This window comes from Cupriavidus basilensis OR16 (genome assembly GCF_000243095.1).
Classification (GTDB): domain Bacteria; phylum Pseudomonadota; class Gammaproteobacteria; order Burkholderiales; family Burkholderiaceae; genus Cupriavidus; species Cupriavidus basilensis_D.
The window spans coordinates 26,108-49,185 of record NZ_AHJE01000015.1; the positions used below are offsets into that span (position 1 = coordinate 26,108).

20 protein-coding genes and 3 pseudogenes are annotated in these 23,078 nt (G+C 66.4%); 13 read left to right on the plus strand and 10 right to left on the minus strand.

Annotation, left to right across the window (positions count from 1 at the left end; genetic code table 11):
• Nucleotides 1–58: 58 nt before the first annotated feature.
• Nucleotides 59–961: a LysR family transcriptional regulator gene (locus OR16_RS05410; protein ID WP_006156955.1), complete on the plus strand. Its 903-nt coding sequence runs from the start codon at nucleotides 59–61 to the stop codon at nucleotides 959–961.
• Nucleotides 962–990: 29 nt separating this feature from the next.
• On the opposite strand, the gene OR16_RS05415 is transcribed toward OR16_RS05410, so the two are convergent.
• The 5 genes and pseudogenes from OR16_RS05415 to OR16_RS05430 form a co-directional block, all read right to left on the minus strand.
• Nucleotides 991–1,728, minus strand: a complete 738-nt coding sequence (locus OR16_RS05415; RefSeq protein ID WP_006156956.1) for an enoyl-CoA hydratase/isomerase family protein — start codon at nucleotides 1,726–1,728, stop codon at nucleotides 991–993.
• 32 nt (nucleotides 1,729–1,760) lie between these two features.
• On the minus strand, nucleotides 1,761–2,984 hold the full coding sequence (locus OR16_RS05420; protein WP_237716938.1) for an AMP-binding protein: 1,224 nt from the start codon (nucleotides 2,982–2,984) through the stop codon (nucleotides 1,761–1,763).
• 53 nt (nucleotides 2,985–3,037) lie between these two features.
• Nucleotides 3,038–3,277, minus strand: a pseudogene (locus OR16_RS48105) (AMP-binding protein); the annotation flags it as partial.
• Nucleotides 3,278–3,360: 83 nt separating this feature from the next.
• Entirely contained in the window at nucleotides 3,361–4,311 is a 951-nt protein-coding gene (locus OR16_RS05425; protein ID WP_158001331.1) for a Bug family tripartite tricarboxylate transporter substrate binding protein, read from the minus strand.
• Between the two features lie 104 nt (nucleotides 4,312–4,415).
• Nucleotides 4,416–5,531 (minus strand): porin, encoded by a 1,116-nt coding sequence (locus OR16_RS05430; protein ID WP_006156959.1) that lies wholly within the window; start codon nucleotides 5,529–5,531, stop codon nucleotides 4,416–4,418.
• Nucleotides 5,532–5,823: 292 nt separating this feature from the next.
• Between OR16_RS05430 and OR16_RS05435 the strand changes: the two genes are divergently transcribed.
• From OR16_RS05435 to OR16_RS05445, 3 genes and pseudogenes are all read left to right on the plus strand, one after another.
• The gene (locus OR16_RS05435) at nucleotides 5,824–6,831 is read left to right on the plus strand and encodes an NAD(P)H-dependent flavin oxidoreductase (protein ID WP_006156960.1); all 1,008 of its coding nucleotides are present in this window, start codon (nucleotides 5,824–5,826) and stop codon (nucleotides 6,829–6,831) included.
• 384 nt (nucleotides 6,832–7,215) lie between these two features.
• Nucleotides 7,216–8,332 (plus strand): annotated as a pseudogene (locus OR16_RS05440) (MFS transporter).
• 38 nt (nucleotides 8,333–8,370) lie between these two features.
• Nucleotides 8,371–9,066 carry a glutathione S-transferase family protein gene (locus tag OR16_RS05445; RefSeq protein ID WP_006156962.1) on the plus strand — a complete coding sequence of 232 codons (696 nt, stop codon included), beginning with the start codon at nucleotides 8,371–8,373 and terminating at the stop codon, nucleotides 9,064–9,066.
• Nucleotides 9,067–9,559: 493 nt separating this feature from the next.
• Here OR16_RS05445 and OR16_RS05450 read toward each other — a convergent pair whose 3' ends face one another.
• The gene (locus OR16_RS05450) at nucleotides 9,560–10,408 is read right to left on the minus strand and encodes a LysR family transcriptional regulator (RefSeq protein WP_006156963.1); all 849 of its coding nucleotides are present in this window, start codon (nucleotides 10,406–10,408) and stop codon (nucleotides 9,560–9,562) included.
• A gap of 3 nt (nucleotides 10,409–10,411) precedes the next feature.
• Between OR16_RS05450 and OR16_RS47635 the strand changes: the two are divergent.
• The 6 genes and pseudogenes from OR16_RS47635 to OR16_RS05475 form a co-directional block, all read left to right on the plus strand.
• Nucleotides 10,412–10,510: pseudogene (locus tag OR16_RS47635) on the plus strand (VOC family protein); the annotation flags it as partial.
• Nucleotides 10,511–10,544: 34 nt separating this feature from the next.
• On the plus strand, nucleotides 10,545–11,240 hold the full coding sequence (locus OR16_RS05455; protein ID WP_006156965.1) for a fumarylacetoacetate hydrolase family protein: 696 nt from the start codon (nucleotides 10,545–10,547) through the stop codon (nucleotides 11,238–11,240).
• A gap of 221 nt (nucleotides 11,241–11,461) precedes the next feature.
• Nucleotides 11,462–12,253 (plus strand): HpcH/HpaI aldolase family protein, encoded by a 792-nt coding sequence (locus OR16_RS05460; protein WP_043418590.1) that lies wholly within the window; start codon nucleotides 11,462–11,464, stop codon nucleotides 12,251–12,253.
• Nucleotides 12,254–12,354: 101 nt separating this feature from the next.
• Nucleotides 12,355–13,245, plus strand: coding sequence for a 2-hydroxy-3-oxopropionate reductase (glxR, locus tag OR16_RS05465; protein ID WP_006156967.1), 891 nt, complete (start codon nucleotides 12,355–12,357; stop codon nucleotides 13,243–13,245).
• 122 nt (nucleotides 13,246–13,367) lie between these two features.
• Entirely contained in the window at nucleotides 13,368–14,558 is a 1,191-nt protein-coding gene (locus OR16_RS05470) for a glycerate kinase (protein WP_006156968.1), read from the plus strand.
• Nucleotides 14,559–14,696: 138 nt separating this feature from the next.
• A complete protein-coding gene (locus OR16_RS05475; protein ID WP_006156969.1) occupies nucleotides 14,697–15,050 on the plus strand; it encodes a DUF1484 family protein in 354 nt (117 codons plus the stop codon).
• A gap of 75 nt (nucleotides 15,051–15,125) precedes the next feature.
• Here OR16_RS05475 and OR16_RS05480 read toward each other — a convergent pair whose 3' ends face one another.
• Nucleotides 15,126–15,569, minus strand: coding sequence for a MarR family winged helix-turn-helix transcriptional regulator (locus OR16_RS05480; RefSeq protein ID WP_043418619.1), 444 nt, complete (start codon nucleotides 15,567–15,569; stop codon nucleotides 15,126–15,128).
• Between the two features lie 141 nt (nucleotides 15,570–15,710).
• On the opposite strand from OR16_RS05480, the gene OR16_RS05485 reads away from it, so the two are divergent.
• Nucleotides 15,711–17,249: a DHA2 family efflux MFS transporter permease subunit gene (locus OR16_RS05485; protein WP_043418591.1), complete on the plus strand. Its 1,539-nt coding sequence runs from the start codon at nucleotides 15,711–15,713 to the stop codon at nucleotides 17,247–17,249.
• Between the two features lie 18 nt (nucleotides 17,250–17,267).
• Here OR16_RS05485 and OR16_RS05490 read toward each other — a convergent pair whose 3' ends face one another.
• Nucleotides 17,268–17,945: an alpha/beta hydrolase gene (locus OR16_RS05490; RefSeq protein WP_006156972.1), complete on the minus strand. Its 678-nt coding sequence runs from the start codon at nucleotides 17,943–17,945 to the stop codon at nucleotides 17,268–17,270.
• 240 nt (nucleotides 17,946–18,185) lie between these two features.
• On the opposite strand from OR16_RS05490, the gene OR16_RS05495 reads away from it, so the two are divergent.
• Nucleotides 18,186–18,626, plus strand: coding sequence for a GFA family protein (locus OR16_RS05495; RefSeq protein WP_006156973.1), 441 nt, complete (start codon nucleotides 18,186–18,188; stop codon nucleotides 18,624–18,626).
• 221 nt (nucleotides 18,627–18,847) lie between these two features.
• Here OR16_RS05495 and OR16_RS05500 read toward each other — a convergent pair whose 3' ends face one another.
• Nucleotides 18,848–19,375: a hypothetical protein gene (locus OR16_RS05500; RefSeq protein ID WP_043418593.1), complete on the minus strand. Its 528-nt coding sequence runs from the start codon at nucleotides 19,373–19,375 to the stop codon at nucleotides 18,848–18,850.
• 119 nt (nucleotides 19,376–19,494) lie between these two features.
• Here OR16_RS05500 and OR16_RS05505 point away from each other — a divergent pair, with 119 nt between their 5' ends.
• Nucleotides 19,495–20,544, plus strand: a complete 1,050-nt coding sequence (locus OR16_RS05505) for a DMT family transporter (RefSeq protein WP_006156975.1) — start codon at nucleotides 19,495–19,497, stop codon at nucleotides 20,542–20,544.
• A gap of 36 nt (nucleotides 20,545–20,580) precedes the next feature.
• Here the strand turns inward: OR16_RS05505 and OR16_RS05510 are convergent, their stop codons facing one another.
• On the minus strand, nucleotides 20,581–23,022 hold the full coding sequence (locus tag OR16_RS05510) for a hybrid sensor histidine kinase/response regulator (protein WP_006156976.1): 2,442 nt from the start codon (nucleotides 23,020–23,022) through the stop codon (nucleotides 20,581–20,583).
• Nucleotides 23,023–23,078: the final 56 nt, after the last annotated feature.

Sequence of the window (23,078 nt, forward strand, 5' to 3'; positions counted from 1 at the left end):
CGCGAACGTGCGCGTTCGGTCTGTCAGGTGGCCAGTCAACCAATACCGCCCGCTCAACATGATAAACATTAATCACATCTACGCATTCCTTGAGCTGGTGGAGCAGCGCAACTTCAACGCCGCGGCGGAGAAACTGCACCTGACCCAGTCGGGCCTGTCGCGCAAGATCAGCGCCATCGAGGAACGGGTCAATCAACGGCTGTTCGAGCGCACCACCCGCTTCGTGCGTCCTACCCGCGCTGCCATGGCGCTGGCGCGCCACTGGCGCGAGGCACTGGTCAGCTATCAAGCCGGGCTTGCGGAGATTGGCGCAACGGATGCGGACCTGGCCGGCTCGCTGTTGATTGGCGTTAGCGCAACCTCAAGGTTTGGCGAGTGGCAGACGTTCAGCGACCTGTTCTTTCAGACCTTTCCCAGCGTGAATGGCCGCGTCGAGTCAATGCCTTCGCAAGACGTGGTGTTCTATGTGCGCAATGGCGACCTGGACGTCGGTTTCTGCGGCGGCCCGATCGCGGACGACAGCCTGGGCGTCATCCAGATCGAGCAGATCCGCTACCGCGTGCTCCTGCCCGACGATCATCCGCTGGCACAGCGCGCGTCACTGGCCATGGCGGACCTGCGGGGGGAGGAACTGAGCCTGGTGAACGCCAAGACCTGGCCGCGGGTGCGCGAGAACCTGGATGCCTTGTTGGCGCAATGCGGCCTGCTCGGCGCGGTCGCCTACGAGTCCAACTTCATCGACCGGGTCCTGCGGGACATCATCGACAACGGCCGCGTCGGCATCCACCCGCTGGCCGGGAACTACCTGCTGCCCAGGGGCGTGACGTTGCGAGAGATCGATGACCTGGCGCTCTGCCTGGAGAATATGTTCGTGTGGCGAAAATCCACCACGTCGCCCCTGGTCCGCAGCATGGTCAGCATGCTGACGCGGTACTTCGACGGGGCTGCGGCAAAGTCGTGAGAGCGGGCCTTCGCCCGCACCCGTGGCTGCTATCGCCCAACGAAGTTCGCCCTGCGTTTCTCCGCGATGCTGCCCATGCCCTCCTTCAGGTCATCGCTTTCCAGCATGAAGGACAGCTCTTTCTGCAAGCGATAGGCCTGCACGGCTGGGCTGTCCGGCACCACCGCATCGACCAGCCTGCGCAGCCGCGCGATGACCAGCGGCGAGTTGTCCGCCAATGCCCTCGCATACTCGAGCGCTGCGTTCAGCTGTTCGCCTTCAGGCACCAGCCGGTTGACCAGCCCGACCTCATAAGCGCGCCGGGCCGGCAGCACGCCACCGAGCAACATCACCTCCATCGCGACCTTGTGCGGAATCCGCGCGGCCAGACCGGCAATCATGCCCATCGACACGCCCAGCTTGGCTTCCGGGTACATGAACTTGGTCGTCTCCGTGGCCACGCACAGATCGCACATTTGGACCAGTGTCATCGCCGCACCGAGGCACCAGCCGTTGACGGCCGCCACGAGCGGCTTGCCAGACGGGGCGCCCGCGCTGGGGATGCTGCGAGCGATATCCTTGGGGAAGGCCCGGAGATCGGCCCCCATCGTGAAGTTCTCGCCGTTGGCGCAAATGACGCCTGCCCGCGCGCTGCCCTCGTTGAGCCGGCAAAACGAGTCATGCAGCCTCTGTACAACCTCATCGCTGAACAGGTTCTTGCCTGGACGGTTCAGCGTGATGATCGCGACCCGATCCCGCTCCTCATACAACACGACCTGATCTGACATATGCCTCCTTGGGATTGGTCAAACTGGTAGAACTAGCGCCTCGCGTACCGCTGTTGCAGCGGCAGCTTGTAGAGCTTCCCGTTGGGCTCACGGGGCAGGGCGGGATCGAAATCGATTGTCTTGGGGCATTTGATCGCCGAAAGCTTGCTGCGGCACCACGCGATCAGCTCCTGGCCAAGTTCGGGGCCCGCGTCGTGCGGCGCTACGGTCTGCACCACCGCCTTGACTTGCTCGCCGAGGTCCTCGTCCGGAATGCCGAACACCGCGCAGTCCGCAACCGCCGGATGGGCACCTAGCACATCCTCCACTTCCTGTGGATAGACGTTGACCCCGCCCGTAATGATCGTGAATGACTTGCGGCCCGTCAGGTACAGATAGCCTTCGGCATCGACGTAACCCAGGTCGCCGTAGGTCCGCCAGCCTTGCGGGCTCGTCACCTTTTCGGTCTTCGCGGCGTCACCGTGATAGCTGAAATTGCCCGTGCCCTCGAAGAAGATCATGCCGACCTGTCCCGCCGGCAACGCATGCCATTCGTCGTCAAGGATGTGGATGGGCGCCTGCGTTGAGCGCCCTACCGAGCCCTTGTGCAGCAGCCACTCCTGGGACGTGATGCCGCATGCGCCGACACCTTCGGTGCCCGCATACACCTCGTAGAGAACCGGGCCCCACCACGCGATCATGGCCTCCTTCACGTAGACCGGACAAGGCGCGGCACCGTGCACCGCCAGGGTCATCGACAAGAGCTGGTAGCGCCGTTTCACGGCGTCGGGCAGGCGCAGCATGCGGGAGAACATGGTTGGCACCCACAAGCTGGCCGTGCATTGGTGTCGCTCGATCAGTGCCAGCGCCTGCTCCGGCTCGAAACGCTTCATCACGATCAGCGTCCCCCCCGTTGCCAGGACGGCGCACGCATACCGGAACGGCGCGCTGTGGTAGAGCGGCGACGTGGAGAGGAAGACCGTGTCGCGGGTGCAGGTCTGCATCAGCGCTGCCAGGCGAGGATCGGCGCTGTCGTACGGGCGGGTCATCGTGGCACGCTTGACGCCCTTGGGCTTGCCCGTGGTCCCGGACGAATACAGCAGCACCTCCCCGCAGGCCGGGTCGGAGAGTTCGCTGTCGTCAAATCCCGCGGCGGCGTGGTCCCAGTCCAGGTAGCCTGCCACCTCTCCCGCGCAGGCAATGCGGCGTACACCGGGATCAAGCAGGCCAGGCAGGCCCGGCATTGCCGCAGCCTTGCCCGCGGCGATGGCAAGCACGCTGGCGCCGCTATCCACGTACTGTAGGCGAGCTCTTCCGCCGTCGCCCGCGTCGAGACCGGCGTGAAGTAGACGCCGATGCGTTGCGCGGCGAGACAGACCGCCAGGAACACTGCATCGTTCTCCAGGCAGAAGACCAGCGTATCTCCCGCGCGAAGTCCCTGGCTCCTCAACAGGCGCGCGCCGCGATTGGCTCGCCGCTCCAGCTCGCCATACGTCATCGAAGAGTTGTCGTCCGCAAAAATGGCGCACACGTCGTCTGGCGCGGTCTTTCCAAAAAAGGATGGATGCATAGTTCAGTTGGCTAATCGGCTTGGTGCCTTTGCGGCATGTACGGCATGTACGGCATGTACGGCATGTACGGCATGTACGGCTTCTATTCTTCGATCGAGATGCCCGAATGGCGCACCGCGTCCGACCAGAATTTCAGCTCCGTCTGGAAGTACCGCGCGGATTCCTCCACGCTGAGGTTGAGCGGCTGGAGGTTGTAAGCCAGCGACTTCGCCTTGATCTCTTCGTCGACCGCTTCGCGAAACGCCAGGTTCAGCTTGCGCAGGACCGCTACCGGCGTGCCAGCCGGCGCGTACAGGCCTACGTGGAATTTCAGGGAGAACTTCTCCATGCCCGGAGTTTCGGAGGCCAATGGTATGTCCGGCATGGAAGGACTGCGGCGCGGGCCCGTTTGCGCGATCACCTTGACCCTGCCGGTAGGCAGCAGCGGCGCCATCCCGGTGTAGCCATCGAAGGTCATGTCGATGACGCCGGAGCCCAGGTCGTTGAGCAGGGTCGGCCCACCTTTGTAGGAAACCTGTGTCAGCTTGATCCCCGCCATCTGTTCGAGCAGCACCGGGCCCAGGTGCGTCGTGCCGCCTACCGTCGACGTCCCGTAGGTGAGGCCACCCGGCTTGGTCCTGGCCAGGGCGAGAAAGCCCGCGAGGTTCGTCACGGGCAGCGTGCCGCTGACCGCCACCGCAAAGCCGTCTTCGCCCAGGTAGGCGATGGGAACCAGATCGGTTGCCGTGTTGTAGGGCAGCTTGCGGTAGAGCGCGGAGTTGGTCAGCAGCGTGTTGACCGCGATCAACAGGGTGTAGCCATCGGCGGGGCTCTTTGCCACGGCGCTGGTGGCAATGATCGTGTTGCCGCCCGGCCGGGGCTCGATCACGACGGGCTGGCCCAGTATCCTGGCGACCCGGATGGCAAGCGGGCGAAGAAAATTGTCGGTGGACCCGCCCGCGGGGAACGGCGTAATGACCCGGACGGGACGCGATGGAAATGCATCGGGCTGCTGCGCCGATGCACCCGCCGCCAGGGCCGAAAGCCCCAGCAAGAGGGCGGGCGCCGCCGCGAGGCGCGCACGGCGCGTCCATGAGAAAGCTGGGAACCGGCTATTCGAGATCATGTTCATACAGTCCTCTTGGGATGCACGCGGCATCAGAATTTGTGACGGATGCCGACGGCCGCGCCCAGCATGCTGTCCTTGCCCGCGCCAAGGAAATAGCCATTGGCGAAGCTGATCGCCGAGGTATCGAAATCCAGGCCGGCGTGCTTTGCATAGGCCGTGGTCAGGTACACATCCGTGCGCTTGGACAGGTTGTAGTCCATCATGAACGAGACTTGCCACGGGTTCTTGATGTTCGCGCTGCCCAGACTCTTTACGTCGTCGTAGTAGTAGGCCAGCGTGAGACCCAGCACCGGCGTGGCCTGGTAGTTGGTGCCGAGCCAATAGTAGTCGTCGCGCAGGATCGCAGCGCCGCTGGCGTCAGTGCTCTTGCCCCAGCGGTAGCCACCCATGAGCTTTGCGGCACCCACGGTGTAACTAGCGGCAGCGCCGACCTTCTTGAACGTGCCGGTGCCGCCCGCCGCGTTCAGCGTGGGGTTGAACTGGTCATAAGCAAGGCTCGCGCCGAACGGGCCGGCTGCGTAAGACACGCCCGCCCCGTAGCCGGTATCGCGGCGGAATTGCCCTGGCACCTCGCCACCACCTGCAACGCCGTTGCCGAAACTCCAGTGCGCGATGGCGGTGACAGGCCCAAAGACACCGTTGTACTTGACCGTGTTGTCCGACCTGACGTTAAGGCCAAGCAACGCCACGAAGGGTTCGTACTGGCTCGCGTAGCCCGTGGGGGAAAAATCGGCGAGCATGCTGAACAGCGTGGAGTACTGGCGGCCGAAGGTAACGCGGCCGAAGCTCGCGCTCTCCAAGCCCACGTAGGCCTGCCGCCCGAACAGGCGGCCACCTTGCTGCAGCTTGCCATCATCGGAGCCAAAACCGTTCTCCAGCACGAACAAGGCTTTCATGCCGCCGCCGAGTTCCTCCACGCCGCGCAGGCCCCAGCGCGAGCCGGACAACCCACCCGCTGTCATCCGTGCCACGTTGCTGGCCGGGCCGGCGGCGAAGCCATTGGCCGCGGATGGCGTGACGCCGGAAAAATTGGTGATGTACTCGATATTGGTATCCACCACGCCGTACAAGGTCACACTGGAATCGGCCTGCGCCACACCGGCGAACAGGCTGAATGCAGCCAACGCGAAAAGCGATTGCTTCATGCTCGAAATCTCCTCCTGCCATCGTTATTGTTCTGGTCGTGGGAGCATCGCGTCCGGCGCGATGTCCTGCCGCAGACTATTTCATATCGCCCCGGGGGCGTCCAATGACGGTTCGGGGTTTATTGATGTGAGAGTGGAATCAATGCGAAAGAGACAGGGCAGGCGGTATGGCGCGTTTCATGCGAGGTTCGCATCATTAAAGCGCGAATGCGCATTGGACGCGGCGGGCGCACGGCTCGTATAGTTTTTCGAAGCGTTCTTCCTCCCTCTCTCTATCCCGCAAGGAGATTCCATGGCCATTCCGTCGGCGCTGAACAATACGCTTCGCCTGCCAATCATCGGGTCACCCATGTTCATCAGTTCGGGCATCGAACTGGTGGCCCAGCAATGCATCAACGGCATCGTGGGGGCCTTCCCGGCGCTCAACGCGCGCCCGCAGGCGCAGCTTGCTGACTGGATCGCGGAGATTCGCGAGCGGCTGGCCGCCGCGCGGCGGACTGACCCGGCGCGCAAGGTCGCGCCCTTCGCCGTGAACCAGGTCATGAGCAAGCTCAACACGCGCTGGGAGCAAGACCTCGTCACCATCGTTGAGCACCAGGTCCCCATCATCATCACCAGCCTGAAGGCCCCGCCAATGGAAGTCATCCAGGAAGTGCATGCCTACGGTGGCCTGGTCTTGCATGACGTGACCAATGTGCGGCATGCCAGGAAAGCCGCCTCGATGGGCGTGGATGGCCTGATCCTGGTGGCCGCCGGCGCCGGCGGCCAGGGCGGGGACCGCAGCCCGTTCGCCCTGATCAACGAGGTGCGGCGCTTCTTCGATGGCGTCGTCGTGCTGGGCGGCGCCATATCCACGGGCGGCGACGTCCTGGCCGCGCAGGCCATGGGCGCTGATCTCGCGTACATGGGCACGCGCTTCCTCGCCGCGCAGGAGTCGTGCGTGAGCGATGTCTACAAGGAAGAACTCATCCAGAGCACGGCGGCCGACATCGTCTACAGCAACACCTTCACCGGGGTGTACGGCAATTACCTGCGGGCAAGCCTGGTCAAGGCAAACCTGGACCCCGACAACCTGCCGCCGTTCAGCCAGGAAACCAGCAAGTACCGCAGTACCGGGGACGGCAACGTAAAGGTCTGGCGCGATGTTCGCGGCGCAGGCCACGGATGCGGCTCCATCGATGCGAGCGAGCACGTGGCGGACATCATCGCCACGCTTGAGGCCGGGTATCACCGCGCTGCCGATGAGATGCAGCGCAAGCGCTTCGCCCCGGCGGCCAGGGCGGGCGCGTCAACGTCCTGAGGTTTGACATACGGTTGCCGTGGTCCGTATAAGAGAGGGACACGCGCATCCGGTTCTCTGCCTTCAGGCCAGTGGCCTACCCGGTGATGATGGAAGGGCTGTGGGAGGCGGCGCACAAGCCTTGACCTCGCCGGCCAGCCGAACCCAGCCTTTGCCGTATCCAGATTGACAGCGCTTGCGCCCGGACTTACCCTCGCTCGGGTTATCCGACCAAGCCTGCACATCGCTTCACGGCTACCTGACTTCACGGTTGCCCCTGGTGTGCCGGCCTGGTCGCGACAAAGAAGAAAACAATAACAATACAAAGCCAGAGACCGTTCCACCGTGCCCCCTCGCCTGTCCGACCTCCGCCCCGTCCTGCCGATCCTGCTCGGCGCTTCCGTCATGCTGAGCCTGGCCATGGGCCTGCGCCAGAGCCTTGGCATCTTCATGCCACCGTTGACCAAGGACATCGGCATCTCGGTGTCGGATTTCACGATCGCGATCGCGGTGCAGAACCTGGCGGCCGTTGATGATGAGCGGCTCGCTGCTCTATGTGCTGGGGCTGGCGCTGCTGGCCACGTCGCACGGCATGGTAGGCGTCACGCTCGGCGCCGGCGTGGCGATCGGGGCGTCGATGGCTTGCACCGGCAGCGCCATTGCCATGGCGGTGGCCGCGCGGCCGGTGCCTGCGGCGCTGCGCAGCGCGGTGCTTGGCATTGTGTCTGGCGCCGGCTCGCTTGGGGCCCTGGTGGCAGCGCCGATCGGGCAGGTGGTGGCGCAGTCGTTCGGCTGGCGCGTGGGGCTGGCGGCCTTTATCCTGCTTGCGCTGGTGATGCTGCCGGCCGCGTGGTACGCGGGCAAGGTGGATCGCCTGCCGCTGCCCACATTGCCCGGCGCCGTGCAGCAGAATGCGCGCGAGGCGCTTGGCGCGGCGCTGCGGAACAAGGCGTTCCTGGTCATGGGCGCCGCGTATTTCGTGTGCGGCATGCAGTTGGTCTTCCTCACTACGCACCTGCCTTCGTATCTCGACATCTGCGGGATGGACCCGATGCTCAGCGCCAAGGCGCTTGGCGTGATCGGCGGCTTCAATGTGCTGGGCAGCCTGTTCTTCGGCTGGGCCGGCGGACGGGTCAACAAGCTCGTGCTCCTCGGCACCATCTACAGCGTGCGCTCGCTCGCGCTGGCCTGGTACTTTTCATCCGCGCCCACGCCGGGCAGCACGCTGGTATTTGCCGCCGTCATGGGCTTCCTGTGGCTGGGCGTGGCACCGCTGGTGGCGGGCTGGATCGCGCAGACCTTCGGCCTGCGCTGGCAGGCCATGCTGGGCGGCGTGGCGTTCTTCAGCCACCAGATCGGCAGCTTCGTCGGCGCGTTCGGGGGCGGACTGGTCTACGATGCGCTGGGCTCCTACACCCTGGCATGGCAGATCGGAGTGACACTTGGGCTGGCCGCCGGGCTGGCGCAGATCGCCTTCGCGGTGGCCACGCGCCCGCGCCCGCCGCAGCTGATCGCGACCTAGGCGGTACAACCGTACCTGTACGACAAGGAGCAACCATCATGGCCCTGACGCTTCATTACCATCCGCTGTCTTCGTTCTGCCACAAGGTGCTGATCGCGCTCTACGAGAACCAGACGCCGTTTTCCGGCGTTGTGGTGAACCTTGGCGAGAAGGACTCGCGCGCCGCGTTCCTGGCGCTCTGGCCGGTCGGCAAGATGCCGGTGCTGCGCGACGACAGCCGCGACGCGACGCTCCCGGAAACCACGATCATCATCGACTACCTCGACCAGCACTACCCGGGCGCGCGCGCGCTGCTGCCGGCCGACGACGACGAGCGCCGCGAGGCGCGGCTGTGGGATCGCATCTTCGACCTCTACGTGCACCTGCCGATGCAGAAGATCGTCGGCGACAGGCTGCGGGCGGAGGCAGAGCGCGACCCGCGCGGCGTGGCGGACGCCCAAGCCGCCCTGCGCACCGCCTACGACATGATCGAGCAGCGCATGGCCAGCCGCACCTGGATGGTCGGCGAGCACTTCTCGCTGGCGGACTGCGCCGCGGAACCAGCGCTGTTCTACGCGGCAGCGGTAGTGCCTTTCGCGCCGACGCATCCGTGCCTCGCCGCCTATTTCGAACGGCTGGTGGCCCGTCCCGCGGTTGCGCGCGTGCTGGCCGAGGCCCGCCCCTACTTCACCATGTTCCCGATCAAGGATGCCATCCCGGCGCGCTTTCTGCAGGACGAGCCGCCGGTTGCCTGATCCCTTTACTTCGTGCTGGCCGTCACCGCCGGCAACTACGACACGCCGGACCAATGGGTTGCGCCCGTGGCGGCCTTGCGACAGATCTGCCTGGCCAGCCGGGCAGAGTGAATGACTGCACATTGCAAATACATGACAGCGATGTGCTCAATGTGTCACGAATGGACACTTCATCCCGCCGCCGGGTGATGCACGCGGCAGTTCTTCCGCCCGTGGCCGGCCCGCTTCGTTCCTAAAGCCGGGATAAGGCCGCAATGGCCCTGCTCCTCTTCGCATTGATCCCCCTTCCCGCTGCTTAATATTCCGCCGCACCTCACGAAACACGACGAGGTGCGCCTGAAGCCGAAACTCTGAGGAAATGCAGATTTGCTGGCCCGGCGCGCCCATGCGGGCGTTGCCAAGTCGTCCTGGTCGCCCCGCGTGTGCTCCCGCCGCGCGGGGTGCTTTTTTTTGCGCGCCGCGGCAATGCGGCGCGCGGCCCCCGGGAGGAATATCAACCTGCTGCGTGCGCGGTCTCGGCGACCAGCGCATCGATCAGCGCCGCCATGGACGCGCGCTTGAGCGCCGACTGCCTGACCAGCACGCCGATCTCGCGGAACACGGGTTCGCCGGGCAACGGTATCTCCATGACATTACGCGCGGCCCGTAGCGGCACCAGCGCGGCCGGAATGATCGCGCAGCCCAGCCCTTCATCGACCAACCGCAGGATCACCGCGGGCTCGTCCAGCTCCATGCCCTCCTCCACCCATAACCGATGCCGGCGCAGATAGCGGTCCACCAGCTGCCCGCCCATGGAATGCCGGTTGTAGCGGATGAACGGCATGGCCGCCAGCACCGCCTTGAGATCGTGCGGCGAGCCCGCCGGCGCGATGCCGACAAAGCGCTCGCGCATCAGCGGCAGCCATTTGAGTTCCTGCGGAATGCCCAGCCTCGGCTTGATCAGTACCGCCACGTCGAGCTCGCGGGCGTCGACCTGGGTGAGCAACTGGGTGGACATGCCAGGGACGATGTTGACGTGCGTCCGGGGAAACCCGGCGCGAAAGCGCTTCATCGCACCGGGCAGCAGCGTGGCCTGCACGGTGGAGACGGCGCCGAGTTCCAGCGGCGTGATGTCGGAGGCCGAATGCGCGCGGCCCTTCATCGACTCGTATAGCTCGACAAAGCGAACGGCTTCCGGCAGCAGCTTGCGGCCCTCCTCGCTCAGCGCGACCGATTTGCCGGCCCGGTCGAACAACGTGCAGCCAAGGTCTTCCTCCAGCCGGCGTATCTGGGTGCTCACCGCTGACTGGGTAAGGGCAAGGCGCGCGCCGGCGGCGGAAAAGGACGCGGTCTCCGCCGCCACAAGGAAGGTGCGGAACAGGCGACCATGTTCTTCCTCGATCCGTCGGGCAACGCGCTGGAGTTCAAGGCCTTTGGCGACATCAGCCAGGTCTTCGCGAAGTAATCCCACCCCGCTTTCGTACCAGACGGACCCAGACATGACCGAATTCGTTATCCAGCCCGCCGCGCAGGCAAGTGTCGCCGTGGCCGGCAGCAGCGCCCGCTTTCCCATCCGCCGCGTGTTCTGCGTCGGCCGCAACTACGCCGCGCACGCGCGCGAGATGGGCAATGACCCTGACCGGGATCCGCCGTTCTTCTTCACCAAGCCGGCCGACGCCGTCGTGGCTGCCGAAGGCACGGTAGCGTATCCGCCGCTCACGGAAAACCTGCACCACGAGATCGAACTGGTAGTGGCGATCGGCAAGGGCGGCGCGGACATCAAGCCCGAGCAAGCACTCGACCTGGTCTGGGGCTACGGCGTGGGCGTGGACCTGACCCGCCGCGACCTGCAGGACACCGCCAAGAAGATGAGCCGCCCGTGGGACTGGTCCAAGAGCTTTGACGCCTCCGGCCCGTGCGGCCCGCTGCACCCCGTGGCCAGCATCGGCCATCCCAGCGCAGGCCCGGTGTGGCTCAAGGTCAACGGCGAGGCGCGCCAGCAAGGCGACCTGAACGAGCTGATCTGGCCTGTGGCCGACGTCATTGCCTATGTGTCGCAAAGCGTGACCCTGGCGCCGGGCGACCTGATCTTCACGGGCACGCCGGCCGGCGTCGGCGCGCTGCAGCCCGGCGACGAAGTGACGGCCGGTGTGGCCGGTGTTGGCGAGATCGCTTTCCGCGTGGGCAAGCGTTAAGACGTTAGAACGTCTTGCCTCTGGCAGACATACTATGACGTGGCTCAACGCGAGCCATGTCATGGCCTCAGCGCGACTCCCGCCTGTCGCGGGCCTCTCCGAGCACACTAACTTTTCCCAAACCGCACTTAACCTTGCCCCTTCGCTTGACGACACGCGGGCGAGGGTTATACTTGCCCCATGTTGTACGATAACTTATAAGTTAAGCCACTGGAGACACGATGCGCGAGAACCGGATTCGGAAAATGTGGGCGGATGGGCAAGCTGTCGTCAACGGTTGGCTGTCCATCCCCAGCAGCTTTGCCGCGGAGACCATGGCCCACCAGGGCTGGGACTCCCTCACGGTGGACCTGCAACACGGCGCGCTGGACTACCGCGATGCCCTTAGCCTGTTCACGGCGATTTCCACCACCGACACCATGCCGGTGGCGCGCGTGCCCTGGAACGAGCCGGGCATCCTGATGAAGGTGCTCGATGCCGGCGCGTACGGCGTGATCTGCCCGATGATCAACACGCGCGAAGACGCGCAACGCCTGGTCGCCGCCACCCACTACCCGCCGATGGGCTCGCGCAGCTTCGGGCCGATCCGCGGCATGCTGTATGGCGGCCCCGACTATCCCGAACGCGCCAACGAAACCATCGTCGTCTTCGCGATGATCGAGACCAAGCAAGGGCTGGATAACCTGGACGACATCCTGTCGGTCAAGGGGCTCGATGCCGTTTATATCGGCCCATCCGACTTGTCGCTGGCGCTCGGTTGCCGCCCGACCTTCGACGATGTCGACCCGCCCGTCGCGCAGGCAATCGCGCACGTGGTGGCTCGCGCCAAGGCGCACGGTGTGGTCGCTGGCATCCACAACGGCGCACCGGAAGCGGCATTGCGCCGGATCGAGCAAGGCTTCCAGTTCGTCACCGTTGGTTCCGACGCGCGCCTGATGGCGGCCGGCGCCCGGCAGGTGGTGACGCAGATGCGCGCCGGGCAGGAGGCTGGTGGGCAAGCATCGGGATACTGAGCCTGATGCCAGGGATTTGAGGCACCGGCATCGCGGTATTCGCTGCGCGGGCATCCGGCGGCGCGGGCGATGCCAATGATATCGACTAACGGAGAACGAAAGTGAAGCTTGGATTTATTGGCCTTGGCATCATGGGCGGCCCGATGGCCGCCAACCTCATCGCCGGCGGGCACGAAGTCAGCTTGTCCAGCCGCAGCGGCGTGCCGCAATCCCTGCTCGACAGCGGCGGCGTGGCCTGCAACTCCGGCAAGGAAGTGGCCGAGCGCGCCGACGTGATCTTCCTGATGGTGCCGGACACGCCCCATGTGGAAGCCGCGCTGTTCCAGGAAGGCGGCATTGCCGCGGGACTGAGCGCCGGCAAGATCGTGGTCGACATGAGCTCGATCTCGCCGATTGCCACCAAGGGATTTGCCGAGCGCGTGAATGCGCTCGGCTGCCAGTACCTGGATGCGCCGGTGTCTGGCGGCGAGGTCGGCGCCCGCAACGCCACGCTGTCGATCATGGTCGGCGGCCCGCAAGCCGCGTTCGAGACCGTCCGCCCGCTGTTCGAGCTGATGGGCAAGAACATCACGCTGGTGGGCGACAACGGCGCGGGGCAAACCGCCAAGGTGGCCAACCAGATCATCGTGGCGTTGAATATCGAGGCCGTCGCCGAGGCCCTGCTGTTCGCCTCCAAGGCCGGGGCGGATCCGGCGCGCGTGCGCCAGGCGCTGATGGGCGGCTTTGCGTCCTCCAAGGTGCTGGAAGTACACGGCGAGCGCATGATCAAGCGCACGTTCGACCCGGGCTTTCGCATCGGGCTGCACCAGAAGGACCTGAACCTTGCGCTGTCGAACGCGCGCGAGATGGGCGTGGCGCTGCCGAACACGGCCACTTGCCAGGAGTTGTTCAATACCTGCGCAAGCCATGGCGGCTCGGACTGGGATCACTCCGCGCTGGTCCGCGCGCTGGAGCTGATGGCAAACCATGAAGTAGCGGCCAAGAAGGACTGAGGGCACGCCACTGCCTGCAGTCGTTGTCATCGGGGCGGCACCTGCGGCCGCCCCGCCGCCCCCTCCCTTTTTCTCGGTATGGCGTTCGCCTGCGGTGAGCGCCGTTCACCCTGCCTTGCCCCATGCCTAGCCTTCCCGATCCCCTTATCGTCATTGCCCCCGATTCATTCAAGGGCTCCCTTGGCGCCAACCAGGTCGCCGCCGCCATCGCGGCCGGGATCCGGCGCGCGCTGCCCGAGGCCACGATCCGGCAACGCCCGATGGCCGACGGCGGCGAAGGCACCATCGACGCGATGCTGGCCGCCGGCGGCCAGCGCGCCAGCCTGGCCGTGCGCGGGGCGCACGGCGTCGCGCGCACGGCCACGGTAGCGCTGCTTGCGGGCGACCGCGCCGTGATCGAGTCCGCGGAGATCGTCGGCATCACCGACCCGGCGGGCATGGCCTGTCCCGTGACACAACGCTCCACCGCCGGCCTCGGCGATGCCATCAAGGCGCTGCTCGACCTGGGCGTGCGCGAGATCTTCATCGGCCTTGGCGGCAGCAGCACGAACGATGGCGGCGCCGGCCTGCTGCATGGCCTGGGCATGCGCCTGCTGGATGCACACGGCCGCGACATCGAGCCAACGCCCGCCGCCCTGCCGCAGCTGGCGGCGGTCGATAGCAGCCAGCTCGACCCGCGGCTGGCATCCACCAGGCTGGTGGCCATGTGCGATGTCACCAACCCGCTGACCGGGCCGCAGGGCGCCACCGCCGTGTTCGGCCCGCAAAAAGGCGTCCAAGCGCAGGATGTGGCGGCCATCGATGCCACACTCGCCCGCTACGCGAGCCTGCTTGCGCCGGCACTAGGGCGCTGCGCCAGGGACGCGGCAGGCGCGGGAGCGGCCGGCGGGCTCGGCTACGCCTTGCTGATGCTTGGTGCGCAGATGCGCCCGGGCGCCGACATCGTCGCGGACTGCGTAGGCCTCGACGGCGCGCTGGCAGGCGCCGACTGGCTGATCACCGGCGAGGGGCGCAGCGATGTGCAGACGCTAAGCGGCAAGGCGCCGTTGATCGCCTGCCAGCGCGCCCACGCCTGCGGCGTGCCGGCCACCCTGCTCTGCGGCGCCATCGACCCCGCTGCGCTGCCGGCCCTGGGGGCACATTTCACCGGTTGCTTCTCCCTGGCACCCGGCCCGATCACCGTCGAGCAGGCCATGGCCAGCGCAAGCGCTTTGCTAGCGGATGCTGCGGAGCAGATGGCAAGGCTGCGTTTCACCAGTACCCACCCGCTCGAGCACCGACGCCCGCGCCAGGCGGGCGAGGCCTTGCCCTGAACGCAGCGGCGCTGCCCGCCTGCAAATTCAGAAATTTCCTAAAAGCCAATGACGGCAGAAGCAGTATGCTTTTACGAGTCCGCCACTCTCGCATGAAGCAGGCGGCCTCCTCTTGCCTCCCCTCTCTAAGGAGCTTGCATGCGTCCTAGCGCCCGAGCCGGTCCCAGCCCGCCTGACTCCCTCCTCGCCATCAGCAAGCAAGGCGATCTCATCGCCGAGCTGATCGGCATGACCCGCCCCGCCAATGCCGAGGAACAACCCCGCGTCCGCGAACTGATCGACCAGATCGGCGCGCAGGACCGCGGCCTGCGCGAGCGCATGGCCGACCATTGCGCGGAGCTGCAAAGCGTCAGCGCCGCGCTCGATAGCCTGCTGCATCTGGCGGAACTGCACAGCGAGAAGACGGAGGAGGCGTACGGCTTGTATTGCTTGCTCAAGTTGCTGAAGCTGCAGCTCGATGAGGCGGTGGGAGAGTTGGCTGGCATGGCCTGAGACGCCTGCGCCAGGTTGGGGCCTTGGCCAGGTCCTGGGGCGGCGCCACGCCGATCAACGATCAACGATCAACGATCAACGATCAACGAGCGTGCCCAGGTTTTGCCGCACACGCTGGAGCAGGCCGATCAATTGCTCCCGCTCCGGCTCGCTGAGCCCGGCCAGCGCCTCCGCCGCAACCTCGTCGCCGACCCGCCGGGCCTTGTCCAGTGCTTTTTCCGCCTTGGGCGTCATGCGCACCACGCGCTCGCGGCGGTCTTCCGGGTTGGGCACGCGTTCGATCCAGCCGCCCTCTTCCATCCGGTCAAGCAAGCGTCCCGCCGAGATCGCGGCGACTTCGAGCAGTTCCGCCAGCCGCACCTGGTTGACTTCACCGTAGTGCGACAGGTAGGCGAGTGCGCGGCATTGTGCCCGGGTGAGGTCGAGGGACGACTTGGCCAGTTCGTCGAAGCGCTTGCCATTGAGGCGGCCAACGTCCGAGACCAGGAAGCCAAAGCGTTTTTCCAGTTTCGTTTCCATGGCGCGATTGTACAAAGATCTCTGTCAGGCAAGCCGCCACACCAGCAAGAAGCGGCTTGCCAGACTTCGGCGCAGCCTTATAATAAGCATGCTTATCATCTGGCCGCTCCAACCCCACCCCTCCAGCAGGTTGTCTTATCCATGTCTTCGCAAGCGGTAGCCGGGCACGCAGAATTGCCGCTCAACCGGCCCATGATCACCATCGCCATCATGGCCGCGACCCTGATCCAGACACTCGACAGCACCATCGCCAACGTGGCGCTGCCGCACATGCAAGGCAGCCTGTCGGCGTCGCAGGACGAGATCACCTGGGTGCTGACCTCGTACATCGTTGCTGCCGCGATCGCCACGCCGCTCACCGGCTGGCTGTCCGACCGGCTCAGCGTCAAGCGCCTGCTGGCCATCTCGATCACCGGCTTCACCATTGCCTCGGCGTTCTGCGGGATGTCGGACACGCTGGCGCAGATCGTGGCGTCGCGGCTGCTGCAGGGCATTTTCGGGGCGTCGCTGGTGCCGCTATCGCAATCCATCCTGCTGGATATCAACCCCCGCGAGAAGCAGGGGCAGGCGATGGCGGTGTGGGGCATGGGCGTGATGGTGGGGCCCATCCTGGGCCCCACGCTGGGCGGCTGGCTGACCGACAGCTATAACTGGCGATGGGTGTTTTTCATCAACGTGCCGATTGGCGCATTCGCGTTGTTCGGCGTGATGTCCTTCCTGCCCAACCGGGCGCCGGCGCGGGCCGTGAAGTTCGATGCGTTCGGCTTCATCACGCTGGGCCTGGCCATTGGCGCGCTCCAGGCCATGCTCGACCGCGGCGAACAGCTCGACTGGTTCGGCTCGCTGGAGATCCGCATCGAGGCCATCCTGGCGGGGGTCAGCTTCCTGTATTTCCTGGCGCACACCGCCACGGCCGGGCCCACGTCATTCTTCCGGTACCCGTTGCTCAAGGACCGCAACTTTGCCACCGGCGCCTGCTTTATCTTCGTGATCGGCGCGGTCATGTACGCCACCCGCGCCTTGCTGCCGCCAATGTTGCAGAACCTGATGGGCTATCCGGTGGCCACCACCGGGCTGGTCACCGCGCCAAGCGGTGCCGGCACCATGCTCTCCATGCTGCTGGCCGGGCGCCTGCTCAAGCGGATCGACGCGCGCGTTCTGCTGCTCGCGGGTTTCCTGATTTCCGCGTTCGCGCTGTGGCAGATGATGCAGTACACCGTGGTGCTGTCGGTGTCCGATATCGTCTGGCCCGGCATCATCCAGGGCTTTGGCCTGGGGCTGGTGTTCGTGCCGCTGAGCGCGCTGACGTTCTCCACGCTGTCGCCGGCGCTGCGCGCGGACGGCACGGCCACCTACAGCCTGATGCGCAATATCGGCAGCAGCATCGGCATCTCCGTGATCCAGACCTTGATGACGCGCAACACGCAGGTGGCCCACGCCGACCTGGCGGCCAATGTGAGCGTGTACAACCCGGCCCTGCAATCGCTGCTGGCAAGCGGCTCGCGCTACGACCTGGCCATGCTCAACCAGTCGATCAACCAGCAGGCCGCAATGATCGCCTACCTCAACGATTTCAAGGTCATGTTCCTTGCCACGCTGCTGGTGGTGCCGCTCATCCTGCTGATCAAGCCCACGCGCCACGCCAGCGACGATGCCGTCGCGCATGCGGCCATGGATTGACGCGCCTTTAGCTGGCCTTTAGCTGGCGGACCCGGCGATGCGCAGCCGGGTATCGAGATATTGCGCCACGGCGCGCTGGAATACCGGCAGCTTGCCGGTGAAAAAATGGTTCGCGCCGGGCACTACCACGACCGGCAACGCCTGCGGGCGCGCCCAGTCGAACACCGCTTGCAGCGGTACATTGGTGTCGTTCTCGCCGTGGATGACAAAGGCATCGGCGGGCACCGTGGGCGTGTCGTAATTGCGCCCGCCGGCCGCCGGCCCGGCCGGCATGCCGGCCAGGATCAGGTGCGCGGCCGGCTCGCCGCTCTCCAGCAGGCGCTGCGCCACGCGCGTCTGCACATAGGCGCCGAAGGAAAATCCCGCCAGCGCCAGCGGCAGGCCCGGGTGCGCCGCCTTGATCTGCCGGACCACGGCCTGCACGTCGTCCGTCTCGCCCTCGCCTGCATCGTGGCTGCCTTGCGTGCCGCCCACACCCCGGAAATTCGGCCGCACGGCAAGGAAGCCGCGTGCCTGGAAGATCCTGGCCAACGCCACCGGGATCTTGTGTTCCGCGCTGCCGCCCAGCAATGGATGCGGGTGCGCCACGACGGCGATTGCGCGGATCGGGCCTTGCGGCGCATCGGTCAGGGCCTCGATGCGGCCGGCGGCGCCATCGAACCAGCGGCGATTGTCTGAGGGAGGAAGCGAGGACATAGGGTGGTCGGGGATCAGGCTTGGACGAGACAACCAGGCCAGCCAGCGCTGCGGACAACGCTGCGGCTTTGAAGCCGCATTGTAATGCGGGGAGACGGCCGCAGACGATCGCATTGTTCGGCGCCATGCTGGATGCGGCCATCGCAGGCTGACCGCCCTCGGGGAGCCGCCCTGCAGCCTGCGCCGCTGCCAAGTAGAATGCACTCCGCCATTCACACAACAGGACAGGAGACAACGCCAATGCAGATCCCCGCTACGTTGGAGTGCCTTTGCGGCCAGGTGCAACTGCGCATTGCCGGAAAACCGGTGGCAAGCGCCAATTGCCATTGCCTGGCTTGCCGGGATTTCTATGCCACACCGGTGTTCGCCGCCACCGCCTGGGAGCCGACGGACGTGGTGGTGGCGCGCGGCGCGCAACACCTTGCCACCTATCACCATGCGACCCGGCAGCTCCAGCGCCAGTTTTGCCCGCAGTGCGGCGAGACGCTCTTTGGCATCAACCGGCTGGGCATGTCGGTGATCCCGAACACCCTCTTCGCGCGGGCCTGCGGCGGTGCGCTGCCGGACGCGCTGCAGCCGGCCATGCACCTGTTCTACCGCCATCGCGTGGTGGAGATCGACGATGCGCTGCCCAAGTACCTCGACGGCTGGGATGGCCCGGTGCACAAGGCCGGTTTCTGAGCCAGGAGCCCTGATGCGGCCGGAACTGCCAGGCCCCCTAAGCGTGGCCAAGTCCAGCGCGGGGCCGCTGGCGCCTTGGGCGCGGTTTGCGCGTGTGTCCGCGCTGGGCAGGGCTGGCATGGCGTTCTCTCCAGAAGAGGGCGCCGCCATGGTGGGCGCGCGCGGCGGGAGAACGTTTCAGCTTGCGGCGAAGTATGGATTGCAGGCCACGCCAGCGCGCATCAAGGCGCCCGGCTGGAATCCCCACCCAGCGGATCCAGCGTGATCTGCACCTGCCGCAGGATGCCCTGCTTGTCGAAGTAGCAATTGAACAGCGACGACAGGTAGCCGTCCTGGCGGAACCGATAGGACCAGACATCGCGCTGCATCAGCGGGTAGTACTGCACCGGTTCGAGCGGCTTGCCGAAATGCTCTTCCACGTCGCGCTTGGTCCAGCTGTCGACCTTGGCCTGGTAGATCTCGGAAGCGACCAGCATCTGCCGGAAGTTCGTGAGTGTTCCGCCGGCATCGAAATCGGCCGCGTAGGCCTCGTAGCCCAGCGGTTGCTTGGAGTAGATCCAGCGCCCGGAACCGTCTGCCAGCCGGTAGACATCGGTGGGCTCGCCAAAGGCCGCGCGCACGGCGCTTTCCGGGGAGCCGATCAGTTTCTGGCCTTCCTGCACCGGCTGCAGGATGGCGCAGGCAGGCAGCATCAGCAGGGCGGCCGCGCAGATCAGCCAGCCGCCCATATATTGCGAGGTTGTTTTCATGGCATTCAGGAGTGGCAATCGCCATGCCCGGCACGGCGTCCAAGGCTGGAATATAGAGCATTCCCCGCTGCCACGCCGGAGAGCGACAATACGCTATCGCCACCCTTGCCACCCTTGCCATGTCCATCCGAACCGCCGCCCCCGCCCTGGCCGCCGCCCTGCTGTTTGGGGCAAGTACGCCACTTGCAAAAGCCCTGGCCGGCTCGATCCCGCCCTTGCTGCTTGCCGGCCTGCTGTACCTGGGCAGCGGGCTGGGGCTTGGCATCCTGCTCGCGCTGCGGCGCAGCATGGCCGGCGCCGCGGCAAACCCGCTCACCGTGCCACGCCACGAGACGCCATGGCTGCTGGGTGCCATCCTGGCCGGTGGCGTGGCGGGGCCGGCCCTGCTGATGACCGGCCTGGCCAGCACGAGCGCGGCATCCGCCTCCTTGCTGCTGAATGTGGAAGGGGTCTTCACGGCGCTGATCGCCTGGCTGGTCTTCAGGGAAAACGCAAGCCGCCACATCGTGCTTGGCATGCTTGCCATCGTGATGGGCGGCTTGCTGTTGTCCTGGCAGCCGGGCAGCCTGCAGTTGTCCGCGGGCGCCTTGCTGATCGTCGGCGCGTGCCTGTGCTGGGCCATCGACAACAACCTGACGCGCAAGGTGTCGAGCAATGACGCCATGCTGATTGCCTGCATCAAGGGGCTGGTGGCCGGGCTGTGCAACACCGGGCTGGCGCTGGCCGGCGGCGATCACCTGCCGGCGCTGCCCGCGCTGGGCGCGGCCATGATCATCGGGTTCCTCGGCTATGGCGTGAGCCTGGCGCTGTTCGTCATCGCGCTGCGGCTGCTGGGCACCGCCCGCACTGGCGCGTATTTCTCCGTGGCGCCGCTGTTTGGCGTGGTGATCGCGTTCGGCATGTGGCCGCAGGCGCCGCAGCCGGTGTTCTACGTGGCGGCGCTGCTGATGGCGCTGGGAGTCTGGCTTCACCTGCGCGAGCATCATGAGCATGAGCATAGCCACGAGGCGACCGAGCACAGCCATGCGCATCGCCACGATGCGCACCACCAGCACGAGCATGCGTTCGCTTGGGACGGGCAGGAGCCGCACCGGCACATGCACCGGCACGCGCCGCTGGTGCACAAGCACCCGCACTATCCGGATACGCATCACCGGCACTCGCACTGAGGCACGGGTGAACCAAAGCGGCGCCGGCGGCCTTGCCTATGGCGCGATGCCGCCCTCCCGCGTGGCCAGCGTGGCCAGCGCGGCCAGGTAGTCGTAGCGCTCGAGCTGCGCCTGCAAGCGCAGGCAGGCATCGGCGGACAGCAGGCGGGCAAGGCGGTCACGGTAGCGGGCAAACGTGTGGTTGGCCGCGCTGTCGCCCTCTTCCAGCTGTTCGCGCAGGATCTCAAGCACGGCTTGCGGCGTGACATCGGGATCCGCAAGGGAGCCGGCCCCATCCGGCGCGCCGGCATCCATTGCGGCGGGCTCGGTTGGCAGGTGCATGCGCAAGATCGCCAGCAATGGCAGGAAGGTGGTGCGCAAGGCCGCCAGCAGCGTGACGGGATCGGGGCGTCCGGGCGCGTGGGGGAGCTGCAGGCTCGCCTCCAGCGTAGCCGCCGCGCCCGAGATCGCCATGGCGCCAAGATTGGCGGCCAGGCCCTTGAGCGAGTGCGCGAGCGCCAGCGCGCCGTCGCGGTCACCGCGGGCCAGCCGCTCGCCGATCCGGTCCGGCATGTCGGCATAGCCGCTGGCAAAGCGATCGAGCAACTGCCGGTAGACTTCCACGCGGCCGCTGACGCGGCCCAGGCCGCCGCTGACATCCAGATGCGCAGATGTTGCCAACGCGTCCACCCAGGCCGGCCGGGAGCCGGCCTGGCGGGCCGCGTCGTCGCCACCCGGGACCGCCAGCCACTGGCGCAGCATGGCATAGAAGGCCGGCGGGCTGATCGGCTTGGCGATATGGTCGTTCATGCCGGCCTCCAGGCAGCGCGCCCGGTCTTCCGGCAACGCGTTCGCCGTCATGGCCACCACCGGCAGGCTCGCGAACGCCGGGATCTCGCGGATGTGCCGCGTGGCTTCAAACCCGTCCATCACCGGCATCTGCACATCCATCAGGACCAGGTCATAGGCGCCGGCCTGCAGCAGGTTCAGCGCAACGGCGCCGTTCTCGGCCGTATCGGGGTAGATGCCCGCGGCCTGCAGCAGGTGGACCGCGACCTCCCGGTTGATGTCGTTGTCCTCCACCAGCAGCACGCGCGCGCTCGGCAACTCCGGCGTGGCGTCCAGCGCCGCCGCGTGCGGCTCCGCCGCCTCCGGCGCCGCGTCATGGTCCGGGGCCAGCGTGCGCACCGTCGCCTCCAGCAGCAGCGATGCGCTCACCGGCTTGATCAGCGTCGCGTCAAAACCCGAGCGCTCGCCTTCGCGCAACACTTCCTCGCGGCCATGGGCGGTAATCATGACGCGGCGCGGGCGCGGGTGGCGCAGGCGCATGGCGTCGATATGGCGGGCGGTCTCGATGCCATCCAGGCCGGGCATCTTCCAGTCGATGAACACAGCCTGGTAGGGGTCGGCGGCCTCATCGGCCTGCGCGATCATTGCCAGCGCGGCCCGGCCGGATGCGGCCTCGTCCACCCGGAAGCCAAAGTTGCGCAGCATGGCGATGATGACCTGGCGGGCGTAGTCGTGATCGTCCGCCACCAGCAGGCGGCATCCGGCCAGCTGCGGCGCGAGCGTGGCGCTGGCTGGCCGTCGCTTGCCGGCCAGCAGGTCCAGCTCGAACCAGAAGTTGCTGCCCTGCCCGAGGGTGCTTTGCACGCCGAGGGTGCCGCCCATCAGCTCCACCAGCCGGCGGCAGATGGCCAGCCCCAGGCCGCTGCCGCCGTAGCGCCGGGTGGTGGAGGCATCGGCCTGCTCGAAACTCTGGAACAGGCGCGAGCAGGTGGCCGCGTCGATGCCAATGCCGGTGTCGCGCACCTCGAAGCGCAAACGGATGCGCGGCTGGGAATCGCCGGCGCCGTGGCGCTCGACGCGGATGACGATTTCGCCCTGGTGGGTGAACTTGACCGCGTTGTTGGCAAAGTTGATCAGGATCTGCCGCAGGCGCAGCGGATCGCCGCGCAACGAGTCCGGCACGTCCGGGGCGACCTCCACGATCAGCTCCAGGTGCTTGGCAACGGCCCGCTCGGCCACCAGGTCGCTCACCGTTCGCAGCATCCGCTCCAGCGAAAAATCGACCCGCTCGATCTCCAGCTTGCCGGCCTCGATCTTAGACAGGTCGAGGATGTCATCGATGATCTCGAGCAGATGCTGGCCGGAATGCTGGATCTTTTCCAGGTAGCCGCGCTGCTTGTCATCGAGCCGCGTGCGCAGCGCCAGGTGCGCCATGCCGATCACCGCGTTCATCGGGGTGCGGATCTCATGGCTCATATTGGCCAGGAAGCTGGCCTTGGCATGCGCGGCGCTCTCCGCCTCCTGCTTGGCCACGACCAGTTCGGCATTGGCCTGGGCGAGCTCCCGCGTACGTTCCTCGACCCGGCGCTCCAGCGTCTGGGACAGGAACGTCAGCCGGTGGTTGGCCTCGACCTGCTCCGTGATATCGATGCCCACCGCGCCGACCCCGACCACTTCCTGGGTAGCCGGGTTGCGCACCGGGAAGCGCATCACCTGGAGATGGCGCTCGCCACGGGGCGTCTCCAGCGCGTAGACGTGCTCCTCGC